General features: G+C 64.2%; 15 protein-coding genes and 4 tRNA genes. 11 read left to right on the top strand and 8 right to left on the bottom strand.

The window, feature by feature from the left end:
- Positions 1-44 precede the first annotated feature (44 nt).
- The 3 genes from tilS to KYT87_RS19145 all read left to right on the top strand — a co-directional run bounded on the left by tilS (position 45) and on the right by KYT87_RS19145 (position 2,840).
- Entirely contained in the window at positions 45-1,247 is a 1,203-nt protein-coding gene (gene tilS / locus KYT87_RS19155; protein ID WP_255593306.1) for a tRNA lysidine(34) synthetase TilS, read from the top strand.
- 145 nt (positions 1,248-1,392) lie between these two features.
- Positions 1,393-2,658: an aspartate kinase gene (locus tag KYT87_RS19150; RefSeq protein WP_104144234.1), complete on the top strand. Its 1,266-nt coding sequence runs from the start codon at positions 1,393-1,395 to the stop codon at positions 2,656-2,658.
- 89 nt (positions 2,659-2,747) lie between these two features.
- A tRNA-Ser gene (locus KYT87_RS19145) sits at positions 2,748-2,840 on the top strand.
- Between the two features lie 141 nt (positions 2,841-2,981).
- Here the strand turns inward: KYT87_RS19145 and mnmH are convergent.
- Positions 2,982-4,040: a tRNA 2-selenouridine(34) synthase MnmH gene (gene mnmH, locus KYT87_RS19140; RefSeq protein ID WP_219990598.1), complete on the bottom strand. Its 1,059-nt coding sequence runs from the start codon at positions 4,038-4,040 to the stop codon at positions 2,982-2,984.
- Between the two features lie 184 nt (positions 4,041-4,224).
- On the opposite strand from mnmH, the gene KYT87_RS19135 reads away from it, so the two are divergent.
- Both KYT87_RS19135 and KYT87_RS19130 read left to right on the top strand, forming a co-directional pair.
- Positions 4,225-4,301: transfer RNA gene (locus KYT87_RS19135), tRNA-Arg, on the top strand.
- Positions 4,302-4,483: 182 nt separating this feature from the next.
- Positions 4,484-4,560, top strand: a tRNA-Arg gene (locus KYT87_RS19130).
- Positions 4,561-4,611: 51 nt separating this feature from the next.
- Here the strand turns inward: KYT87_RS19130 and KYT87_RS19125 are convergent.
- Positions 4,612-5,085 (bottom strand): DUF3079 domain-containing protein, encoded by a 474-nt coding sequence (locus KYT87_RS19125; protein WP_219990597.1) that lies wholly within the window; start codon positions 5,083-5,085, stop codon positions 4,612-4,614.
- 39 nt (positions 5,086-5,124) lie between these two features.
- Here KYT87_RS19125 and KYT87_RS19120 point away from each other — a divergent pair.
- Positions 5,125-5,201: transfer RNA gene (locus tag KYT87_RS19120), tRNA-Arg, on the top strand.
- Between the two features lie 183 nt (positions 5,202-5,384).
- Here the strand turns inward: KYT87_RS19120 and KYT87_RS19115 are convergent.
- The gene (locus tag KYT87_RS19115; protein WP_104144236.1) at positions 5,385-5,981 is read right to left on the bottom strand and encodes a short chain dehydrogenase; all 597 of its coding nucleotides are present in this window, start codon (positions 5,979-5,981) and stop codon (positions 5,385-5,387) included.
- Between the two features lie 145 nt (positions 5,982-6,126).
- On the opposite strand from KYT87_RS19115, the gene KYT87_RS19110 reads away from it, so the two are divergent.
- Positions 6,127-7,011, top strand: a complete 885-nt coding sequence (locus KYT87_RS19110) for a LysR family transcriptional regulator (protein ID WP_104144237.1) — start codon at positions 6,127-6,129, stop codon at positions 7,009-7,011.
- Positions 7,012-7,060: 49 nt separating this feature from the next.
- On the opposite strand, the gene KYT87_RS19105 is transcribed toward KYT87_RS19110, so the two are convergent.
- The 3 genes from KYT87_RS19105 to KYT87_RS19095 all read right to left on the bottom strand — a co-directional run bounded on the left by KYT87_RS19105 (position 7,061) and on the right by KYT87_RS19095 (position 9,056).
- Complete coding sequence (locus tag KYT87_RS19105; RefSeq protein WP_185975366.1) at positions 7,061-7,312, bottom strand: hypothetical protein; 252 nt, start codon at positions 7,310-7,312, stop codon at positions 7,061-7,063.
- 96 nt (positions 7,313-7,408) lie between these two features.
- The gene (locus tag KYT87_RS19100; protein WP_219990596.1) at positions 7,409-8,008 is read right to left on the bottom strand and encodes a helix-turn-helix domain-containing protein; all 600 of its coding nucleotides are present in this window, start codon (positions 8,006-8,008) and stop codon (positions 7,409-7,411) included.
- A gap of 121 nt (positions 8,009-8,129) precedes the next feature.
- A complete protein-coding gene (locus KYT87_RS19095) occupies positions 8,130-9,056 on the bottom strand; it encodes an NAD-dependent deacylase (RefSeq protein ID WP_219990595.1) in 927 nt (308 codons plus the stop codon).
- 211 nt (positions 9,057-9,267) lie between these two features.
- Here KYT87_RS19095 and KYT87_RS19090 point away from each other — a divergent pair, with 211 nt between their 5' ends.
- Positions 9,268-9,894, top strand: coding sequence for a cysteine dioxygenase (locus KYT87_RS19090; RefSeq protein WP_219990594.1), 627 nt, complete (start codon positions 9,268-9,270; stop codon positions 9,892-9,894).
- Positions 9,895-9,973: 79 nt separating this feature from the next.
- Positions 9,974-10,738 carry an IclR family transcriptional regulator gene (locus KYT87_RS19085; RefSeq protein ID WP_120156392.1) on the top strand — a complete coding sequence of 255 codons (765 nt, stop codon included), beginning with the start codon at positions 9,974-9,976 and terminating at the stop codon, positions 10,736-10,738.
- Here KYT87_RS19085 and KYT87_RS19080 read toward each other — a convergent pair.
- Both KYT87_RS19080 and KYT87_RS19075 read right to left on the bottom strand, forming a co-directional pair.
- Positions 10,638-12,341 (bottom strand): FAD/NAD(P)-binding protein, encoded by a 1,704-nt coding sequence (locus KYT87_RS19080; protein WP_255593304.1) that lies wholly within the window; start codon positions 12,339-12,341, stop codon positions 10,638-10,640. The two genes, KYT87_RS19085 and KYT87_RS19080, sit on opposite strands and share 101 nt — an antisense overlap.
- Positions 12,338-13,303 (bottom strand): tripartite tricarboxylate transporter substrate binding protein, encoded by a 966-nt coding sequence (locus tag KYT87_RS19075; protein ID WP_046804149.1) that lies wholly within the window; start codon positions 13,301-13,303, stop codon positions 12,338-12,340. The genes KYT87_RS19080 and KYT87_RS19075 overlap by 4 nt, the downstream gene beginning before the upstream one ends.
- Positions 13,304-13,615: 312 nt before the next feature.
- On the opposite strand from KYT87_RS19075, the gene KYT87_RS19070 reads away from it, so the two are divergent.
- Positions 13,616-14,785: a CaiB/BaiF CoA-transferase family protein gene (locus tag KYT87_RS19070; protein WP_219990593.1), complete on the top strand. Its 1,170-nt coding sequence runs from the start codon at positions 13,616-13,618 to the stop codon at positions 14,783-14,785.
- Positions 14,782-15,504, top strand: coding sequence for an enoyl-CoA hydratase/isomerase family protein (locus KYT87_RS19065; RefSeq protein ID WP_219990592.1), 723 nt, complete (start codon positions 14,782-14,784; stop codon positions 15,502-15,504). Before KYT87_RS19070 ends, KYT87_RS19065 begins: the two co-directional genes overlap by 4 nt.
- Positions 15,505-15,524: the final 20 nt, after the last annotated feature.

Below are 15,524 nucleotides of genomic sequence, written 5' to 3'. Positions count from 1 at the left end.
GCTGGTACGCCGGCGCCACGGCCGCGCTGCCCGCGCTCCAAATCATGAACGCGCACCCCACGCCCGACACGCCCGACCAGGCCGAGTCGGGCGTGTCGCATTGCGCGTCCGCAGCGCCGTCAGTGTCGACGGAAAAGGGGGCGGCGCCATCCGCTGCGTCTTCGGTGTCGACAGCCGGGCAGACGGTGTTGCCCGCCACGGCGTCGGTGTTGGCCGCAGGGCGATCGGCGTCAACGGTTGCGCTGCCGACATCGCCGGCGCTGACGGTGGCGTTGCGAGACGCCTTGCACGCGTTGCCCGCCCGTCCCGCCCGGCTTGCTGTCGCGTTGAGCGGGGGCGCCGACTCGGCCATGCTCGCCGTGCACGCGGCGGCCGTTGCGCATGATCTTGGCATCGGCCTGTCGCTATTGCACGTGCATCACGGCTTGCAGGACGCGGCCGATGAATGGGGCAGGCAAGTCCATGCGCTGGGCGCATTGCTGGGCCTGCCGGTGCAGGAAGCGCGCGTGCAGGTCGAGCAAGCGGCGGGCAAGGGCATCGAGGCCGCCGCGCGCGATGCCCGCTATGACGCGCTGGCGCGGCTGGCACAGGCAGAAGGCGCGACCCACGTATTGCTGGCGCATCACCGCAACGATCAGGCGGAAACCGTTTTGCTGCGGCTGCTGCGCGGCACCGGCCTGCTGGGCATGGCCGCGATGTCGCCGGTCTCGCAACGCGACGGCATCGCCTATGTGCGCCCCTGGCTTGCGCAGGACCGCGCGACGATCCTGCTGGCCGCCGACGCCGTGCGGCAAGCGTGCGGCTGGCAACCCGTACAAGACCCCACCAACGCCGATCCCCGCTACACCCGCGCCGCCGTGCGCGAACTGCTGGCGCCCGTGCTGGACAAGCGCTGGCCCGGCTGGCGTGCCATCGTCGCGCGGCATGCCACGCACATGGCCGAAGCGGCGCAGATCCTGGATGAAGTCGCGCGCGAAGATTTTGCCCGTCTGGACCCCGGCCCCGACGGCGCCAGCTTTTCACTGAAGGCGTGGCGCGAATTGTCCCCGCCGCGCCAGTCGCAGGTGCTGCGCTTCTGGTTGCAACAAAACGGTGCGCGCATGCCCACGGACGCGCGCCTGCGCGACCTGCTGCGCCAACTACGTGAACTGCACAGCCTGGGGCATGACCGGCAACTGCGGGTGCGGCAACCCGGCCACGTCGTGCGCTGCCATCGAGGGCGCGTGTGGATCGAAGCGCAGGAATAAATCCCGGCTTCTGGAAAGAATCCACGGAAAAATAGCCGCGCAATGAACATAAATTTCCTCAAACTGAGCAAATTTTTACCGCCGCGCTAGAATATATGGTTTTGCCCGTCACCACTTTGCGGCGGGTTTCCAGCCAGAGTACGAGATGTCCCTGATCGTTCATAAATATGGCGGTACTTCGATGGGCTCGGTCGAGCGCATTCGGAACGTGGCGCGTCGCGTCGCGAAGTGGCACGCCGCCGGCCACCAGGTTGTTGTAGTGCCGTCGGCAATGGCGGGCGAAACGAATCGCCTGCTGGGTCTGGCGCGCGAAATTTCGCCGCAGCCCGATAGCCGCGAACTCGATATGATCGCCGCCACCGGCGAGCAGGCCAGCAGCGGTTTGCTGGCCATTGCGTTGCAGGCCGAAGGCGTGCCGGCGCGCAGCTATGCGGGTTGGCAAGTGCCCGTGCGCACGGATTCGTCCTTCACCAAGGCGCGCATCAGCTCGATCGACGACGCCCGCATCCGCGGCGACCTCGACGCAGGCCGCGTGGTGATCGTGACCGGCTTCCAGGGCATCGACCCCGAAGGCCACATCACGACGCTGGGCCGTGGTGGTTCGGATACCTCGGCCGTGGCCGTGGCCGCCGCCATCAAGGCCGACGAATGCCTGATCTACACCGACGTGGACGGCGTCTACACGACCGATCCGCGCGTGGTGCCCGAAGCGCGCCGTATGGCCGTCGTTTCCTTCGAGGAAATGCTGGAAATGGCCTCGCTGGGCTCCAAGGTGCTGCAAATCCGCTCGGTGGAATTCGCCGGCAAATACCGTGTTCCGGTCCGGGTCCTGTCCTCGCTGACCGACCCGCTCATTCCGCTCGACGAAGAAATGGTCTCGGGCACGCTGATTACTTTTGAGGAAGACGAAAAAATGGAAGCCGCCGTTGTCTCCGGCATCGCCTTCAGCCGCGACGAAGCCAAAATCACCTTGTTGGCGGTGCCCGACAAACCGGGTATCGCTTTCTCCATCCTGGGCCCGGTCGCTGCCGCCAACATCGATGTCGACATGATCGTGCAGAACCAGTCCGTGGCTGGCACGACCGACTTCTCGTTCACCGTGAATCGCAACGAATTCGCGCGTGCCGTCGACCTGCTCAAGCGCGAAGTCATCCCCGCCGTGGGCGCGCGTGAACTGTCCACCGACGAGAAGGTCGCCAAGGTCTCCATCGTCGGCATCGGCATGCGTTCGCACGTGGGCGTGGCCAGCCTGATGTTCCAGACGCTTTCGCAAGAAGGCATCAACATCCAGATGATCAGCACCAGCGAAATCAAGACGTCGGTCATCATCGACGACAAGTACATGGAATTGGGCGTGCGCGCGCTGCACAAGGCCTTTGGCCTGGACCAGGCGCCCGCCGCCAAGGAATAAAGGCAGCGGATCGGCACGTTTTTTTTGATTGATGGCCCCGTTTGCGGGCAAGCATCAAAAAATTCGTGCTAGAATCTCGTTCTCTTTTCGGAGACGTGCCCGAGAGGCTGAAGGGGCTCCCCTGCTAAGGGAGTATGTGGCTAAAAACTGCATCGTGGGTTCGAATCCCACCGTCTCCGCCAGATCTTCGGCGCTGGTGCTAAACAACCAGCGCTGAATTAAAAAACCCGCAATCGCGAAATCGATTGCGGGTTTTTTTCATTGGCGCGTGTTGTTCGTCGGGGTATTCGTCGGCAGCGCTTTTTTCATCAGCGTTTTTTTCATCAGCGCGTTTTGCATTCCAGCGCGGATAGCAAACCGTGCGCCTGCTCCACGACATCCGCATCGTTCGGCCTGAACGGCATCGGCAACGCTTGCGACAGGCGCTGGTATTGCGCGTGGCTGCTGCGGGCGTAGGCGGGGTCGTAATGGCGGTCGATGAGCTCGCGCGCCAGATCGATGCGGCGGCCGTCGTCCACCATCTGCTGCCAGCCCTGGATCACTTCGCGGCTATGCAGGCCCAGCATGCGTTGCAGCTGGGCTTTCAACCATTCCGGGTTGTCGAATAGCTGCGCGTAGTCCTGTTGAAGGAACGCGGCGCGGTCTTCGCGCGTGGACGCCACGTTGACGCATACGCCTTCATGCATGGCTTGCAGCAAGGCGGGCGGCAACTCGACGGCGCCTATCTTGCGGCTCTCGGCTTCAACGAACATGGGTTGTGATGCGTCCAGCGCGCGAAGGCGTGCGGCAAGCAGCGTGTCGAAGTGCTTTTGCGAAGGCTGCGCCACGCCGGGCAGGGCGCCCAGCAACGAGCCCCGGTGCGAGGCCAGTTGTTCCAGGTCCAGCGTCTGCGCGCCGGCTTGCGCCAGCGCGTTCAGCAAGCGCGTCTTGCCGCTGCCGGTGGGGCCGACCAGCACCACGCAGTGCAAGGCCGGGGGCAAGGTCGCCAGCGCTTGCAGCGTGGCACTGCGATAGCTTTTATAGCCGCCGTCCAGCTGCCGCGCGCGCCAGCCGATCATGTTGAACATCAGCGTCATGGAGCCGGACCGCTTGCCGCCGCGCCAGCAATAGATCAGCGGGCGCCAGCCTTGCGGCCGGTCGGCGAAGCGCGTTTCCAGATGCTGGGCGATGTTGCGGGCGACCAGCGCGGCGCCCAGTCGGGACGCTTCGAACGGCGACGCCTGGCGGTACAGCGTGCCGACCTGTACGCGTTCTTCATTACTGAGCACGGGCGCGTTGATGGCGCCCGGGATGTGATCGTCGGCGTATTCAAGCGGCGAGCGTACGTCGATGATTTCATCGAAGTCGTGCAGCTTGTCCAGACTTACCAGCAGGTGTTTCACGATGACGGCCAAGAGATAAGGGGGCAATGGAAGCGGCCACTAGGATAGTGCTTTCTGGCGGCGTGGGTTCACGATTGCGATGGCAATGGCTGCCGTATCCGACCCGCGCCGCCATGCGATATTCCAACGCCCCGACTTGCACGTTTTCTGAAACAACGCTATTATTCAAGGCTTGCTTTTTGACGCGCCCGTAGCTCAGCTGGATAGAGTACCTGGCTACGAACCAGGGGGTCGTAGGTTCGAATCCTGCCGGGCGCACCAAGTTTTCTAGAGTGGTTTTTTTTGTAGGGTGGTTTGTAGAACGTAGCGGATTCGTTTCGCGAAATTCGGCAAAAGAACTTGCGAAAAAAACTTCAAAAAAAAACTCAAAAAAACTTAGAAAAAAAAGCAAAAGCAGTAAAAATGGTGAAATTGTTCTGATATAATTTTGCCTCTTTGTCGGAGCGCCCGTAGCTCAGCTGGATAGAGTACCTGGCTACGAACCAGGGGGTCGTAGGTTCGAATCCTGCCGGGCGCACCAAGTTTCACGTCACACTGAAACGCCGAACAAAGAAAATGGAAAGGCCTTTGATCATTGATCGAAGGCCTTTTTGTTTTGCGCGGACGCTTCTTTGCTTTCGTCTTCAAAGCCCCAGTTCCCAACGCTTGCCCAATCGTCGCCCAGCAGTTCGGCCGGGTGCATCGTGCGGTCGGAACCGTTGCCGCATTTCATGGCGTCGGATGCGCAGTATTGATCGCAGCCCCAGCAAACCCGTTCGGGGCGCTTGGGATGCATCGGAAATTTCTTGGCCATGCTGTGCCTCATCAGGGAATCGCTGTCGCGCAGATGCTCGCGGCCTGCCGTGGCTGGCGGCTGAAATTTCAGCGTACTGCGCGGCCCGCACCGCGTTCCTTGACTTGAAGCAAACGATGATGAAGCCCAGGGCATGAAGCAAACGTGATGAAGCAAACGTGATGAAGCAAAGGTGATGAAGCAAAGGGGATGAAGCCGACAAGGGCGCAGCCGTGCCAGATACCCAGTGCATTTTCCCGCACCGATTTGCACGATGTGGTTTTTCCATGTTATAAACACGCCTCTTTCGGGGCGCCCGTAGCTCAGCTGGATAGAGTACCTGGCTACGAACCAGGGGGTCGTAGGTTCGAATCCTGCCGGGCGCACCAACTTATATCGAACACGTGATGGCAATGCGGTAAGCAACGCAATCGCGGTTCCGCCAAAGCGCAACAGCGCGTAGGCCTTGCAAGAAAACGAAGCGGCTTGATGGTCATCCATCAAGCCGCTTTTGTTTTGTCCGGGGCGGATCGTCAGACCCGTATCGTCAGACCCGCATCACCGGACCCGCATCACCATACCCGTATCACCCGGCCCGTCTGCGCGCCTTCCACGCTGCGGCGATAGGCCAGGGCCACCCGCGATGCGGGCGCCGCTTCAAAGCCCGGAAAATACGGCCCGTAGGCCTGCATGGATTCCTGCAACACCGTCGGGCTGACCGCGTTGATGCGCAACCCTTGCAGCTCTACCGCCGCGCCGCGCACGAAGCCGTCGATGGCCGAGTTCACCGCCGATGCGTTCGCGCCGTACCGGATCGGTTCGTCACTGACGATGCCGCTGGTCAGCGTGATGGACCCGCCCGCGTTCAGGTAGTGTTGCCCGATCAGCGCTACATCCACCTGACCCAGCAGCTTGTTGTGCAGCCCGATCTTGAACTGTTCGGCCGTCATCTCGGCCAGCGGGCCGAAGTGCATCGCGCCGGTGGTCGAGACAATGGCGTCGACCTTGCCCACGCGTTCGAACAGGTTGCGGATGCTGTCGCTGCGCGTGATGTCCACTTGGTACTGGCCGCTGGTGTTGCCCACGGCGATGATGTCGTGGCGTTGGCCGAGTTCTTCGGCAACCGCGCGGCCGATGGTGCCGGTTGCGCCGATCAGGATTATTTTCATGGAAGCCTCCGGGCCGTGCCCGTTGTTTGGTTAGCATTTGCGAAGCGCTGGCGCCGCGCCAGTGCATAGAGGCATTCTCGCTTTTCGCTATCCGTGGAAAAATCCGCACATGGTGCAAACACTTCACACTCCGGGTGCGTAATTCATGGATCGCTTGCTCAGCATGGAAGTCTTCGTGGCGGTCGTTGAGTTGGGCAGCCTGACCGCGGCGGCGGCGCGGCACGAGATGTCGGCGGCCATGGCGGCCAAGCACGTCAAGGCGCTGGAATCGCGATTGGGCCTGCGCCTGTTGAACCGCACCACGCGCCGACAAAGCCTGACCGAAGCGGGCCAAGCCTATTACGCGCGCAGCAAGACCATTCTGGAAGACATCCGCGACGCGGAGCAGGGCGCCGAGGCCTTGCGGCTGACGCCGCGCGGGCATCTGCGCATTACGTCCACGGTGACCTTCGGTTCGCTGGCGTTGACGCCGGCCATTGCCGACTATCTGTCCGTCTATCCCGACGTGAGCGTCGAGCTGGTGCTCAGCGACATGGTGGAAGACATTGTGGCCGCCCGCTACGACGTGGCCGTACGTATCGGCGAGCCGGCCGATTCCGGATTGATCGCGCGCACAATCGGCCGCTACCAAATGGTGATCTGCGCCGCGCCCGCGTACCTTGAACGCTATGGCACGCCCACCACGCCTGACGACCTGATGCAGCATCAATGCCTGGATTTTTCGTACTGGAGCCGCCGCACGGGCTGGCAGCTGTCGGGGGACGACGGCAGCCAGGCCGGCTACCCCACCGGCCGCTTCGTGTCGAACAACGGGCAGGCGCTGCGTCAGGCCGCGCTGGCGGGCTTTGGCGTGGTGTTGCAGCCAGAGCTGTTGTTGCGCGAAGATATGCACGCCGGCCGGCTGGTGCCGATCCTGCAACCGTATTGGCCCGCCGCGCGGCCCATTACGCTGCTGTACCAGAAGGACAGGCAGGCGTTGCCCAAGCTGACCACCTTTGTGGACTTTCTGGTCGAACGCTACACACGATAGTGGCCGGCGCCCAAGGCAAGGCGCCTGTTGTCAGCGTCTTGCCGGCCTCTTACCGGCCTCGTCGCCTGTCCACCGCGGTCAACGAAATCCCGTTCTTGATCATCCGATACGCCTGGCCCCCCAGCCACGTGACCTGCTCGCCGGAACTTGTGCGGCAGATGCAGTGCGTCTTGGGATCGAAGCGCGAGGTACCCAGCGCGGAATATGCCTCCAGGTCCGCAACGAAGCGTTCGATGCGATACAGGGTGCCGTCGGGAGATGTGACAAGCACATCGGTCAATCGTCTTGCGGTGCCGAGCATACTCAGTACCTCCAGGGGCCGTCGGTGTTGCGGCGGCAAAGCCTTGTGGACGCTTCTGCGTGTAGCGACGCGTGCGCGTGTGGCGCGTTTGCGGCACTACCGAAGGCGGCCTCCAAACAAAGAATCATCAAGCTGGTCGGGTGACACGCCCAGCGCCTCGGAGATGCGGTCCAGCACGATCTGCCGTGGGCGTGGCCGTGGCCGTTCCAGTTCAATGTATATGGAATGATCAACGCCAAGGCGGGCAGCCATATCAGCGGTAGTGATATTGAGGTGCTCGCGCCACGCGCGTATCAGACTCCAATCGTTGCCGGTTTTTAAGTTGACGACAGCTAGTGGTAGGGGGTTGTGTCCGACGGCCAGTCTGTGGTGCGGGCCTGCCGGGCTGGGGTCGAGCACGTTGCGTTTGGCGGCGCCGCTTTTGCGGGGTTCGCCACGAGGCGTTGTGACATCGGGTTCTGCGGTGAATATAGCGCCGCCGTTGATTTGCCGATACTGATCATTGCCGATCCAGGAGATTGCCTCGCCGTTATCGAGCATGCACTCGCAATCCAGGTGGTAATTGCTGGGAACGCTCTCAAGTTTGGCAATGGTTTCCGTGGTCGTGGCGTGGCGCACCACACGATGCAATGCGCCGTCGGATGAACGCACGAATACGTCGGGAAGTCTCCAGGAAAATGGGATGATGATCTCCACGGTCAAAGCCACTTTTGCCACTGTAGCCCGGTGACAAAACGGTGAGATTTGGGGTTTCCCCTCGGCTGTTGTGGCTAGTTCGTTTCTACTCGATCTTCGACGTAAAGATCTTCACAAATGTTCACGGTGCCTGATCGCCCTTTAACCCTTCATCGCGTTGATCGAAGGCGGCCGCCAGCACGCGCGGCATGATGTCGGCGGCGGCGCCATGCAGATTGCAGTGCGCATGCGCGTCCAGCGGTGTGGCGTTGGGATTGACCTGCACGACCGTGGCGCCGGCGGCCAGTGCGCGCTGCGGCAGTTCGGCGGCGGGATACACCAGCGCCGACGTGCCGATACTGAACAGCAGGTCGCATTGCTGCGCGGCGTGCAACGCCGTGCACCAGGCGTCCGACGGCAAGCTCTCGCCAAACCACACCACGCCGGGCCGCACGGGGGCGCCGCACTGTGTGCAGGCAGGCGGGTGAATGCGGCGTCCTTCGTCGGCGTTGCTGGCGGCGTGGGTGTCGGCGTGGGTGTCGGCGTAGGTGTCGGCATTGCTGCCAGCGCGGGTCTCAGCATGGGTCTCAGCATGGGCCTCGGCGTGCGTTTCGATTTCCGAGCTAACCGTTGCCGGGCCGTCGTCGACAACGTGGGGGGCGCCGCATGCCGAGCAGCGTGGGGCGTGCAGGCTGCCGTGCAGATGCACCACTTTGGTGGCCCCCGCGCGCTCGTGCAGGTCGTCCACGTTCTGCGTGACGATCGTCAGCGCGGGCACGTGGCGTTGCAGCGCGGCGATGGCGTAGTGCGCGGCGTTTGGCGCGGCGCGCAGCACTTGCGCCCGGCGCCACTCGTACCAGCCCCACACGATGTCGGGATGCTCGCGAAACGCTTGCGGCGTGGCAAGCGCCTGCGCGTCAAAGCGCGACCACAATCCGGTCAACGCATCGCGAAACGTCGCGATGCCGCTTTCCGCCGACACGCCGGCCCCCGTGAATACAACGACGCGCTGCGCGTTGCGCAATGCCTCGATCAGGGCAGACGGAATATCGTGATGCGTATTTTTCATTTCAAACCTTCAGGACAGTTCGATACGCTGCGCGCGGGGGCGCCTGCCTGTCAAGCTCGCGCTGCGATGTGCACCCGAGATGGGACCCGCGATGTGCCCCGGCGATGTGCACCCGTAATGTGTACCCGTAATGCGCGCGTGCGCAAGCATCCCGAATGATGGATACTGCTTTTCTCATCTGGGATTTCCCCTCCCGCACTGGAGACCCGCAATGCCCGAATCCGCCGCCGGTCTGGACCGGCTTCGCCGCTTTATCGCCACTGCCACCCGCCTGGCCGGCGCCGACTCCCTGGCGCAAACGCCCGCCCTGCAGGAGGCGTTTGCCGATCTGGTGCGCCACGATGACTGGCTGCCCGAGGCCTGTACCGCCCCGCATCCGCAGTATTACCAGCAATATCTGCTGCACTGCGACCCCTTGGAACGTTTTTCGCTGGTCAGCTTCGTGTGGGGCCCGGGCCAGTCCACGCCCGTGCACGACCATGAAGTGTGGGGCTATGTGGGCATGCTGCGTGGCGCTGAAATCAACCAACGCTACGTGCGCCACGCAGACGGCAGCATCGAAACCGCCGGCGAACCCACCACCCTGCGGCCCGGCGACATCGAACGGCTGGACCCCGCCCAGGGCGACATCCACCGCGTGTCGAACGCCTTCGCGGACCAGGTGTCGATCAGCGTGCACCTGTACGGCGGCAACATCGGCGCGGTGTCGCGCCATGTCTACGATCCTCAGACGGGGCAGCCCAAGCCTTTCGTGTCCGGCTATTCCTCGGCCAACCTGCCGAACCTTTGGGACCGGTCTGCCGCCGTGCGCGCCACCATCCCGGGGTTGAAAGCCTGAGCGTGGCGCGTGTGACGCACGTTGTCCGGCGGCCGCTGCCCGTGCTATGTTCGCGTCCTAAATATTAGGAAATACAAAGATGGACAAGACGCTGCTCAAGGGCCTGATGGTATTGGAAGCGGTGACCGACGTGGACAATCCGCCGCGCACCATCGATGCCCTGGCCGCGCGGGTCGGGCTCACGCGCAGCAACACGCATCGCACGCTGCAAACGTTGATCCACGCCGGCTACGTCATCAAGGACGATGACGGCGGTGGCTACCGTGGCGCGGTGCGCCTGTTTGAATTGGCCGCGCGCCAGCTTGCCCAGCTGGATGTACGCAAGCTGGCCGCGCCGTTCATGCGCACGCTGGCGGACCAGACGGGCGAGACGGTGCATTTGTCGGTGCTGGACGGATTCGATGTGGTCTACGTGGACAAGATCGACAGCCCGCAACCGATACGCGCATATTCCATGGTGGGCGGCCGCGCGCCCGCCTATGCGGTGGCCACGGGCAAGGCGCTGCTGGCCTATCAGCCCGAAGGCTATGTCGAGCGCTATGCCGAGCAATTGGTGCGCCATACGCCGTCGACCATTGTTTCCATGCCCCTGCTGAAAGACGAACTGCGCAAGATCGCGCGCGCCGGCTATGCCGTGAATCGCGGCGAATGGCGCGAGGGCGTGGGCGGCCTGGCCGTGACCCTGTTCAACAGCCTGGACCAGGCGGTGGCGGCGGTGGGCATCTCCGGCCCGCTTGACCGCCTTAGCGCGGCCAGGATGAAGCAGCTGGCGCCGGATGTGTCGGCCTGTGCGCAGTCCATTTCGCAAGGGATGGGCTACCGGCGAGGTTATCTGGATCAGTAGCATCCGTGCGCGGCGACAGCGCCGCGGCGATGCGCATGGCCTGGTCGCGCGCCAGCCGCGCATTCACATCCATGGACGTGGTCCAGAAATACGTGCCGCCGGCAAGGCTGCCCAATACCGACACCTGTTCCCACACCGCACCCTGCGCGTTCCTGACGCAGCCCGTGTCGAAGTCCAGCGCCAGTCCGCCAAACGGGTCCGACACCGCGTGGCCGTCGCGTATCAAGCCGGCTACCAGCGCATCGTCGGTGCGCGCCACGTCCACCGAAAAACTGGTGGCGTTGATGAGAGCGTCGCTGCGATGCTCGGCGTTGCCGTCCGGCGTGCTTCGCCGGGTATGGAACTGACCGGTGCCTGCGTCATGGCGGCTGTCCACGAAGCCCGCGCGCACTTGCAACTGACCCGTCTTGAACAGCGCTTGCAGCTTCAAGGCGTTGCGCATGGGAAAGGTGGCGCGGCGTGCCATCCACAGCGCGCGCCAGCGCGATTGAAAGCGGTGGCGTTCCGCGTCGGGCAGCAGGCGCCAGATTTCGTCTACCGCTGCGTTGGTGGCGGCGGCCACGGCCTGCCAGGGGCGCGCGGCTTGCGACGACCGGCGTATCTCGTCGTCCAGGGCGCGCGCCGCGTCGGCGGCCAGGCCGAAGATCTCGTCGGCGTCCAACGCGCCGCCCATGGCCCGCACTTCATCTTGCAAAGCCTGCGCAATGACCTCTAGCGATAAGGCGCCGCCGTGCCGCATGGCAAGCGCCACGGCGCCTTCACGGCTAAGGTGGCGCAGCACCGTCGGGGGCTGGTTGTGCGGGCTGCGCACCGATGGCAACCAGCCATTGCGCGACACGCACAACAGCGGGCCGCGATGGCCTGCTTGCTGCAAGGCCGCCACCGCGTCCACCGCGCTTAGGCTGGTGCCGATGATGCAAACGGACGCATCGGGTGCGATCCGGGCCGCCAGGTCAGCGACGGGATAGGGGCTGTTGAAATAGCCCGGCGCGTCGTGCAGCGCGGGGAAGGCTTGCGACGGCAAGTTGCCATTGCACAGGACTGCATAACGGGCCACGCACGGGGGCGCGCCGTCGGGCTCGACGTACACCGTGCCGTCCGCCAGCGGCAACACGCGCCGCACGCGGCAGGGTACATGAGCCAGCGCGATGCCCAGTGCGGGCGCAAGGTCCCGACAGCGCGCGTAGACCGCGCGCAGATAGGCGCCGAACAGCGGACGGGGAAGAAAGTCGGAGGGCTGAATATCGGTCACGCCATATCCACGCAACCAGGCGGGGTCCTGCGCGCGCAGCCACTCGACAAAGTCCAGGCGATGATCCGCCCGCGCCGACATATTGCCTGCGGGGATGTTCAACAGATTGCTGGGCAGGTCTTCCTGATAGGCGCCGCCCGGGCCGGGCTCCGCTTGCGGTTCGAATAGCGCCACGGTCAGCGACGCCGCCAGCGGGCACGGCACGCCTTGCGCTTGCCATGACAACAGCAACTGATACAGGAAGCTAACGGCGACCGAGCCGCCGCCCACGATGGCGACGTCGACCGGCAGCCGCGTATCACCGCCCAGGCCCATCTCTGCCGCGCCTGGCTTCACGTGACCGTCGCTCATTTGGCGGCCGACATGCGCACCACGTCGCCCCAGCGCGCCACTTCCTGCTTCAGCACACGGCTGGTGTCGGCGGGCGATGTGGCCACCGCATCGGCGCCCAGCTTCAACGCGGCCTGCTGCACCGAAGGCATCGCGGCGGCTTTCTGCATGCCGGCCGACAGCTTGTCCACCACGTCGGGCGGCGTGCCGGCGGGCGCCAGCAAGGCGTAGGCGGTTGCCACGGAATAATCCTTCACGCCTTGTTCCATCAACGTGGGCAAGTCGGGCAGCGCGGTGGCGCGCTTGGCGGTGGTCACGCCCAGCAGGCGGATCTTGCCGCTGGCCACCTGGGGCAGCAGGGCGGGCAGGGTTTCGATAACCATGTCGATCTGGCCGCCCAGCAAGTCGGTAATGGCAGGGCCGCTGCCGCGATACGGCACATGCATCAAGCGCGTGCCCGTCACCACCTGGAACAGCTCGCCGGCCATGTGCTGCGAGGTGCCGGGGCCGGCCGAGCCAAACGTGATGGTGCCCGGCTTGCTCTTGGCCAGCGCGATCAGCTCCTGCACGTTGTTGGCGGGCACCTTGCTGTTGACGGCAACGGCCATCGGCATGCTGGTGGCCATGGAAACGCCGACGAAGGCGGTGGCGAAGTCGTAGCCCGGCTTGTCGGGCATGGCCGCGTGGATGGCATGGCTGCCCACGGCGCCCATCAGCAGCGTGTAGCCGTCGGGGGCGGACTTGGCGACGTATTCCGCGCCGATCTCACCGCCCGCGCCCGCCTTGTTTTCAACCACCACGCCTTGTCCCAGGAAGTCTCCCAGGTGCTGCGCATAGATGCGGGCCGCGGCATCGGTGGCGCCGCCCGGCGGAAAGGGCACGACCATGCGTACCGGTTTGGCCGGCCAGGTTTGGGCTGGGGCCGGGGCGGCCGCCAGGGCAAGTACCGCGCCCGCCAGGGCAATGCGCCATGTCTGCTTCATGAATGTCTCTCCTTGGTGTGATCAAACCGTCAGACGTGTACCGGCCCGTGTCGACCGTGCCCGGCACCGCTGCGACTCGTTTTTATAAATCCTAAAATATAGGACTCGTATTCCAAAAGATGGTTTACGTAGAATTCCACACGGTGATATGCTGGTCAACAATTAAGCGCAGCACCTAGGGATTGCACTAGGAAACATGCGGAAACCTGGCGCTTGGTATCGGGCGACAGGCATGATGCCATCGACGAAAGCTGCGCTCTTATATTATTTTTTGCATCCCAAATATTGGATTTTCATAATGAGAGGTCAGACATGACACCCAGTTCGGCACTGGCCGGCATCACCGTGCTTGAAATTTGCAACGTCGCGGCGGGACCCTTCTGCGGCATGTTGTTGGCGGATATGGGCGCCGACGTCATCAAGGTTGAAAACCCGGAGGGTGGCGACACGCTGCGCAGCTGGCCGCCCATTTCCAACGGCTATAGCGAGAACTTCGCGTCGCTGAACCGCAATAAAAAGTCGGTGACGCTGAACCTGAAAGACCCCGCCGACCTGGCACTGGCGCGCGAACTGGCGCAGACCGTTGACGTGCTGATCGAAAACAACCGGCCCGGCGTGATGGACCGCCTGGGGCTGGGTTATGCGCAGTTGCGCAAGGCTAATCCCAAGCTGGTGTATTGCTCGATCTCGGCCTACGGCCAATCGGGGCCGCGCTCGCAAGAAGGGGGGTTCGACCTGACCATCCAGGCCATGAGCGGCATCATGAGCGTGACGGGCGAAGCCGGCGGCGAACCCGTGAAATGCGGCGTGCCGGTAGCCGACTTTTCGGCCGGGCTGTACGGCGCGTTTGCGATTGCGTCGGCGTTGCGCGCGGCGCAGGCCAGCGGGCAGGGCACGCATATCGATGTGCCGATGCTGGGCGCCACGTTGGGCATCGCCGCGTTGCAGACGTCGGAATTTTTCGGCAGCGGTAAAGACCCCGTGAAGCTGGGCTCGGCCCATCCGCGCAACGCACCGTATCAGGCGTTTCGTTGCAAGGGCGGTTACTTCGGCATGGCGGCCGGCAACCAGGCCTTGTGGAAAAGCGTATGCGCCACCGTGGGCCGCGACGACCTGCTGGCTGACCCGCGCTTTACCGACACCAGCGCGCGCGCCCGCCACCAGACGGACCTGCGCGAAATCCTGGAAGCCATCTTCGCCACCGAAGACGCACAGACCTGGTTGACGCGTTTTCGCGCGGCGGGCGTGCCGTGCGCGCCCATCAACACCTATTCCGAAGTGCTGGCCGACCCGCAGGTGGAACACATGGGCTGGGTGCAGCCCGTGGAATTGCCCAACGGCGTGCACACGCGAACCTTCGGCCTGCCCGTGCGCTTTGATGGTCAGACCACGGCGCTGCGCCTGCGTCCGCCCGCGCTGGGCGAGCACAACGACGAAGTGCTGGGCGCGTTGCGTGCGGCCGGGAAAGGGGTGCCGGCATGAGCGGCGTGTTGCGTATCGACAAGCAGGGCGCGCGCCATGTGCTGACGCTGACGCGCGCTGAAAAAATGAATGCGCTGTCCGCCGAGCTGGTGGACGCGCTGATCGCCGCGCTGGACGAGGCCGAGGCGCAGGGCGCCAAGCTGATCGTGTTCAAGGGCGAAGGCAAGAACTTCAGCGCCGGCTTTGACTTTGGCGACTGGCAGACGCAAAGCGAAGGCGACCTGCTGCTGCGCTTCGTGCGCATCGAGACCTTGCTGCAACGCCTGGCCGCGTCACCGTGCCTGACGGTGGCGCTGGCGCACGGCCGCAACTTTGGCGCGGGCGTGGACCTGTTCGGCGCGTGCAAGTGGCGCATCAGCGCGCCCGACGCCACCTTCCGTATGCCGGGCCTGAAGTTCGGACTGGTGCTGGGCACGCGCCGCTTTGCCGCGCTGGTGGGCGCCGAACGCGCCCGCACCGTGTTGGAACAGGCGGCCACGTTCAACGCCGAAGAAGCGCTGCGCGATGGCTTTGCGACGCGCCTGGCCGTTGCCCAGGAATGGGCCGACATTGAACAGCAGGCGGCGGAAACGGCGGTCGCGCTGACCGACGCCAGCCGCATTCAGCTGTATGCCGCGCTGTCCCAGGAAACGCCCGACGCCGACCTGGCGCGCCTGGTGCGTTCTGCGGCGGCGCCCGGCTTGAAGGACCGCGTGGCGGCTTACCTGCAAGCGCGCTAAGGGCACAGGAACCTGCAAGG

Origin of the sequence: Achromobacter sp. ES-001 (genome assembly GCF_019448355.1) — a bacterium.
GTDB classification, from domain to species: Bacteria; Pseudomonadota; Gammaproteobacteria; order Burkholderiales; family Burkholderiaceae_B; genus Achromobacter; species Achromobacter spanius_B.
The sequence above is the reverse complement of the archived record's forward strand: the minus strand, read 5'-3'. Positions and strand labels throughout refer to the sequence as shown.

Coding starts and splice junctions, on each gene's coding strand:
- tilS (WP_255593306.1), top strand. CDS start 45: ATGAACGCGCACCCCACGCCCGACACGCCCGACCAGGCCGAGTCGGGC.
- KYT87_RS19150 (WP_104144234.1), top strand. CDS start 1,393: ATGTCCCTGATCGTTCATAAATATGGCGGTACTTCGATGGGCTCGGTC.
- KYT87_RS19115 (WP_104144236.1), bottom strand. CDS start 5,981: ATGAAAATAATCCTGATCGGCGCAACCGGCACCATCGGCCGCGCGGTT.
- KYT87_RS19110 (WP_104144237.1), top strand. CDS start 6,127: ATGGATCGCTTGCTCAGCATGGAAGTCTTCGTGGCGGTCGTTGAGTTG.
- KYT87_RS19105 (WP_185975366.1), bottom strand. CDS start 7,312: ATGCTCGGCACCGCAAGACGATTGACCGATGTGCTTGTCACATCTCCC.
- KYT87_RS19095 (WP_219990595.1), bottom strand. CDS start 9,056: ATGAAAAATACGCATCACGATATTCCGTCTGCCCTGATCGAGGCATTG.
- KYT87_RS19090 (WP_219990594.1), top strand. CDS start 9,268: ATGCCCGAATCCGCCGCCGGTCTGGACCGGCTTCGCCGCTTTATCGCC.
- KYT87_RS19085 (WP_120156392.1), top strand. CDS start 9,974: ATGGACAAGACGCTGCTCAAGGGCCTGATGGTATTGGAAGCGGTGACC.
- KYT87_RS19080 (WP_255593304.1), bottom strand. CDS start 12,341: ATGAGCGACGGTCACGTGAAGCCAGGCGCGGCAGAGATGGGCCTGGGC.
- KYT87_RS19075 (WP_046804149.1), bottom strand. CDS start 13,303: ATGAAGCAGACATGGCGCATTGCCCTGGCGGGCGCGGTACTTGCCCTG.
- KYT87_RS19070 (WP_219990593.1), top strand. CDS start 13,616: ATGACACCCAGTTCGGCACTGGCCGGCATCACCGTGCTTGAAATTTGC.
- KYT87_RS19065 (WP_219990592.1), top strand. CDS start 14,782: ATGAGCGGCGTGTTGCGTATCGACAAGCAGGGCGCGCGCCATGTGCTG.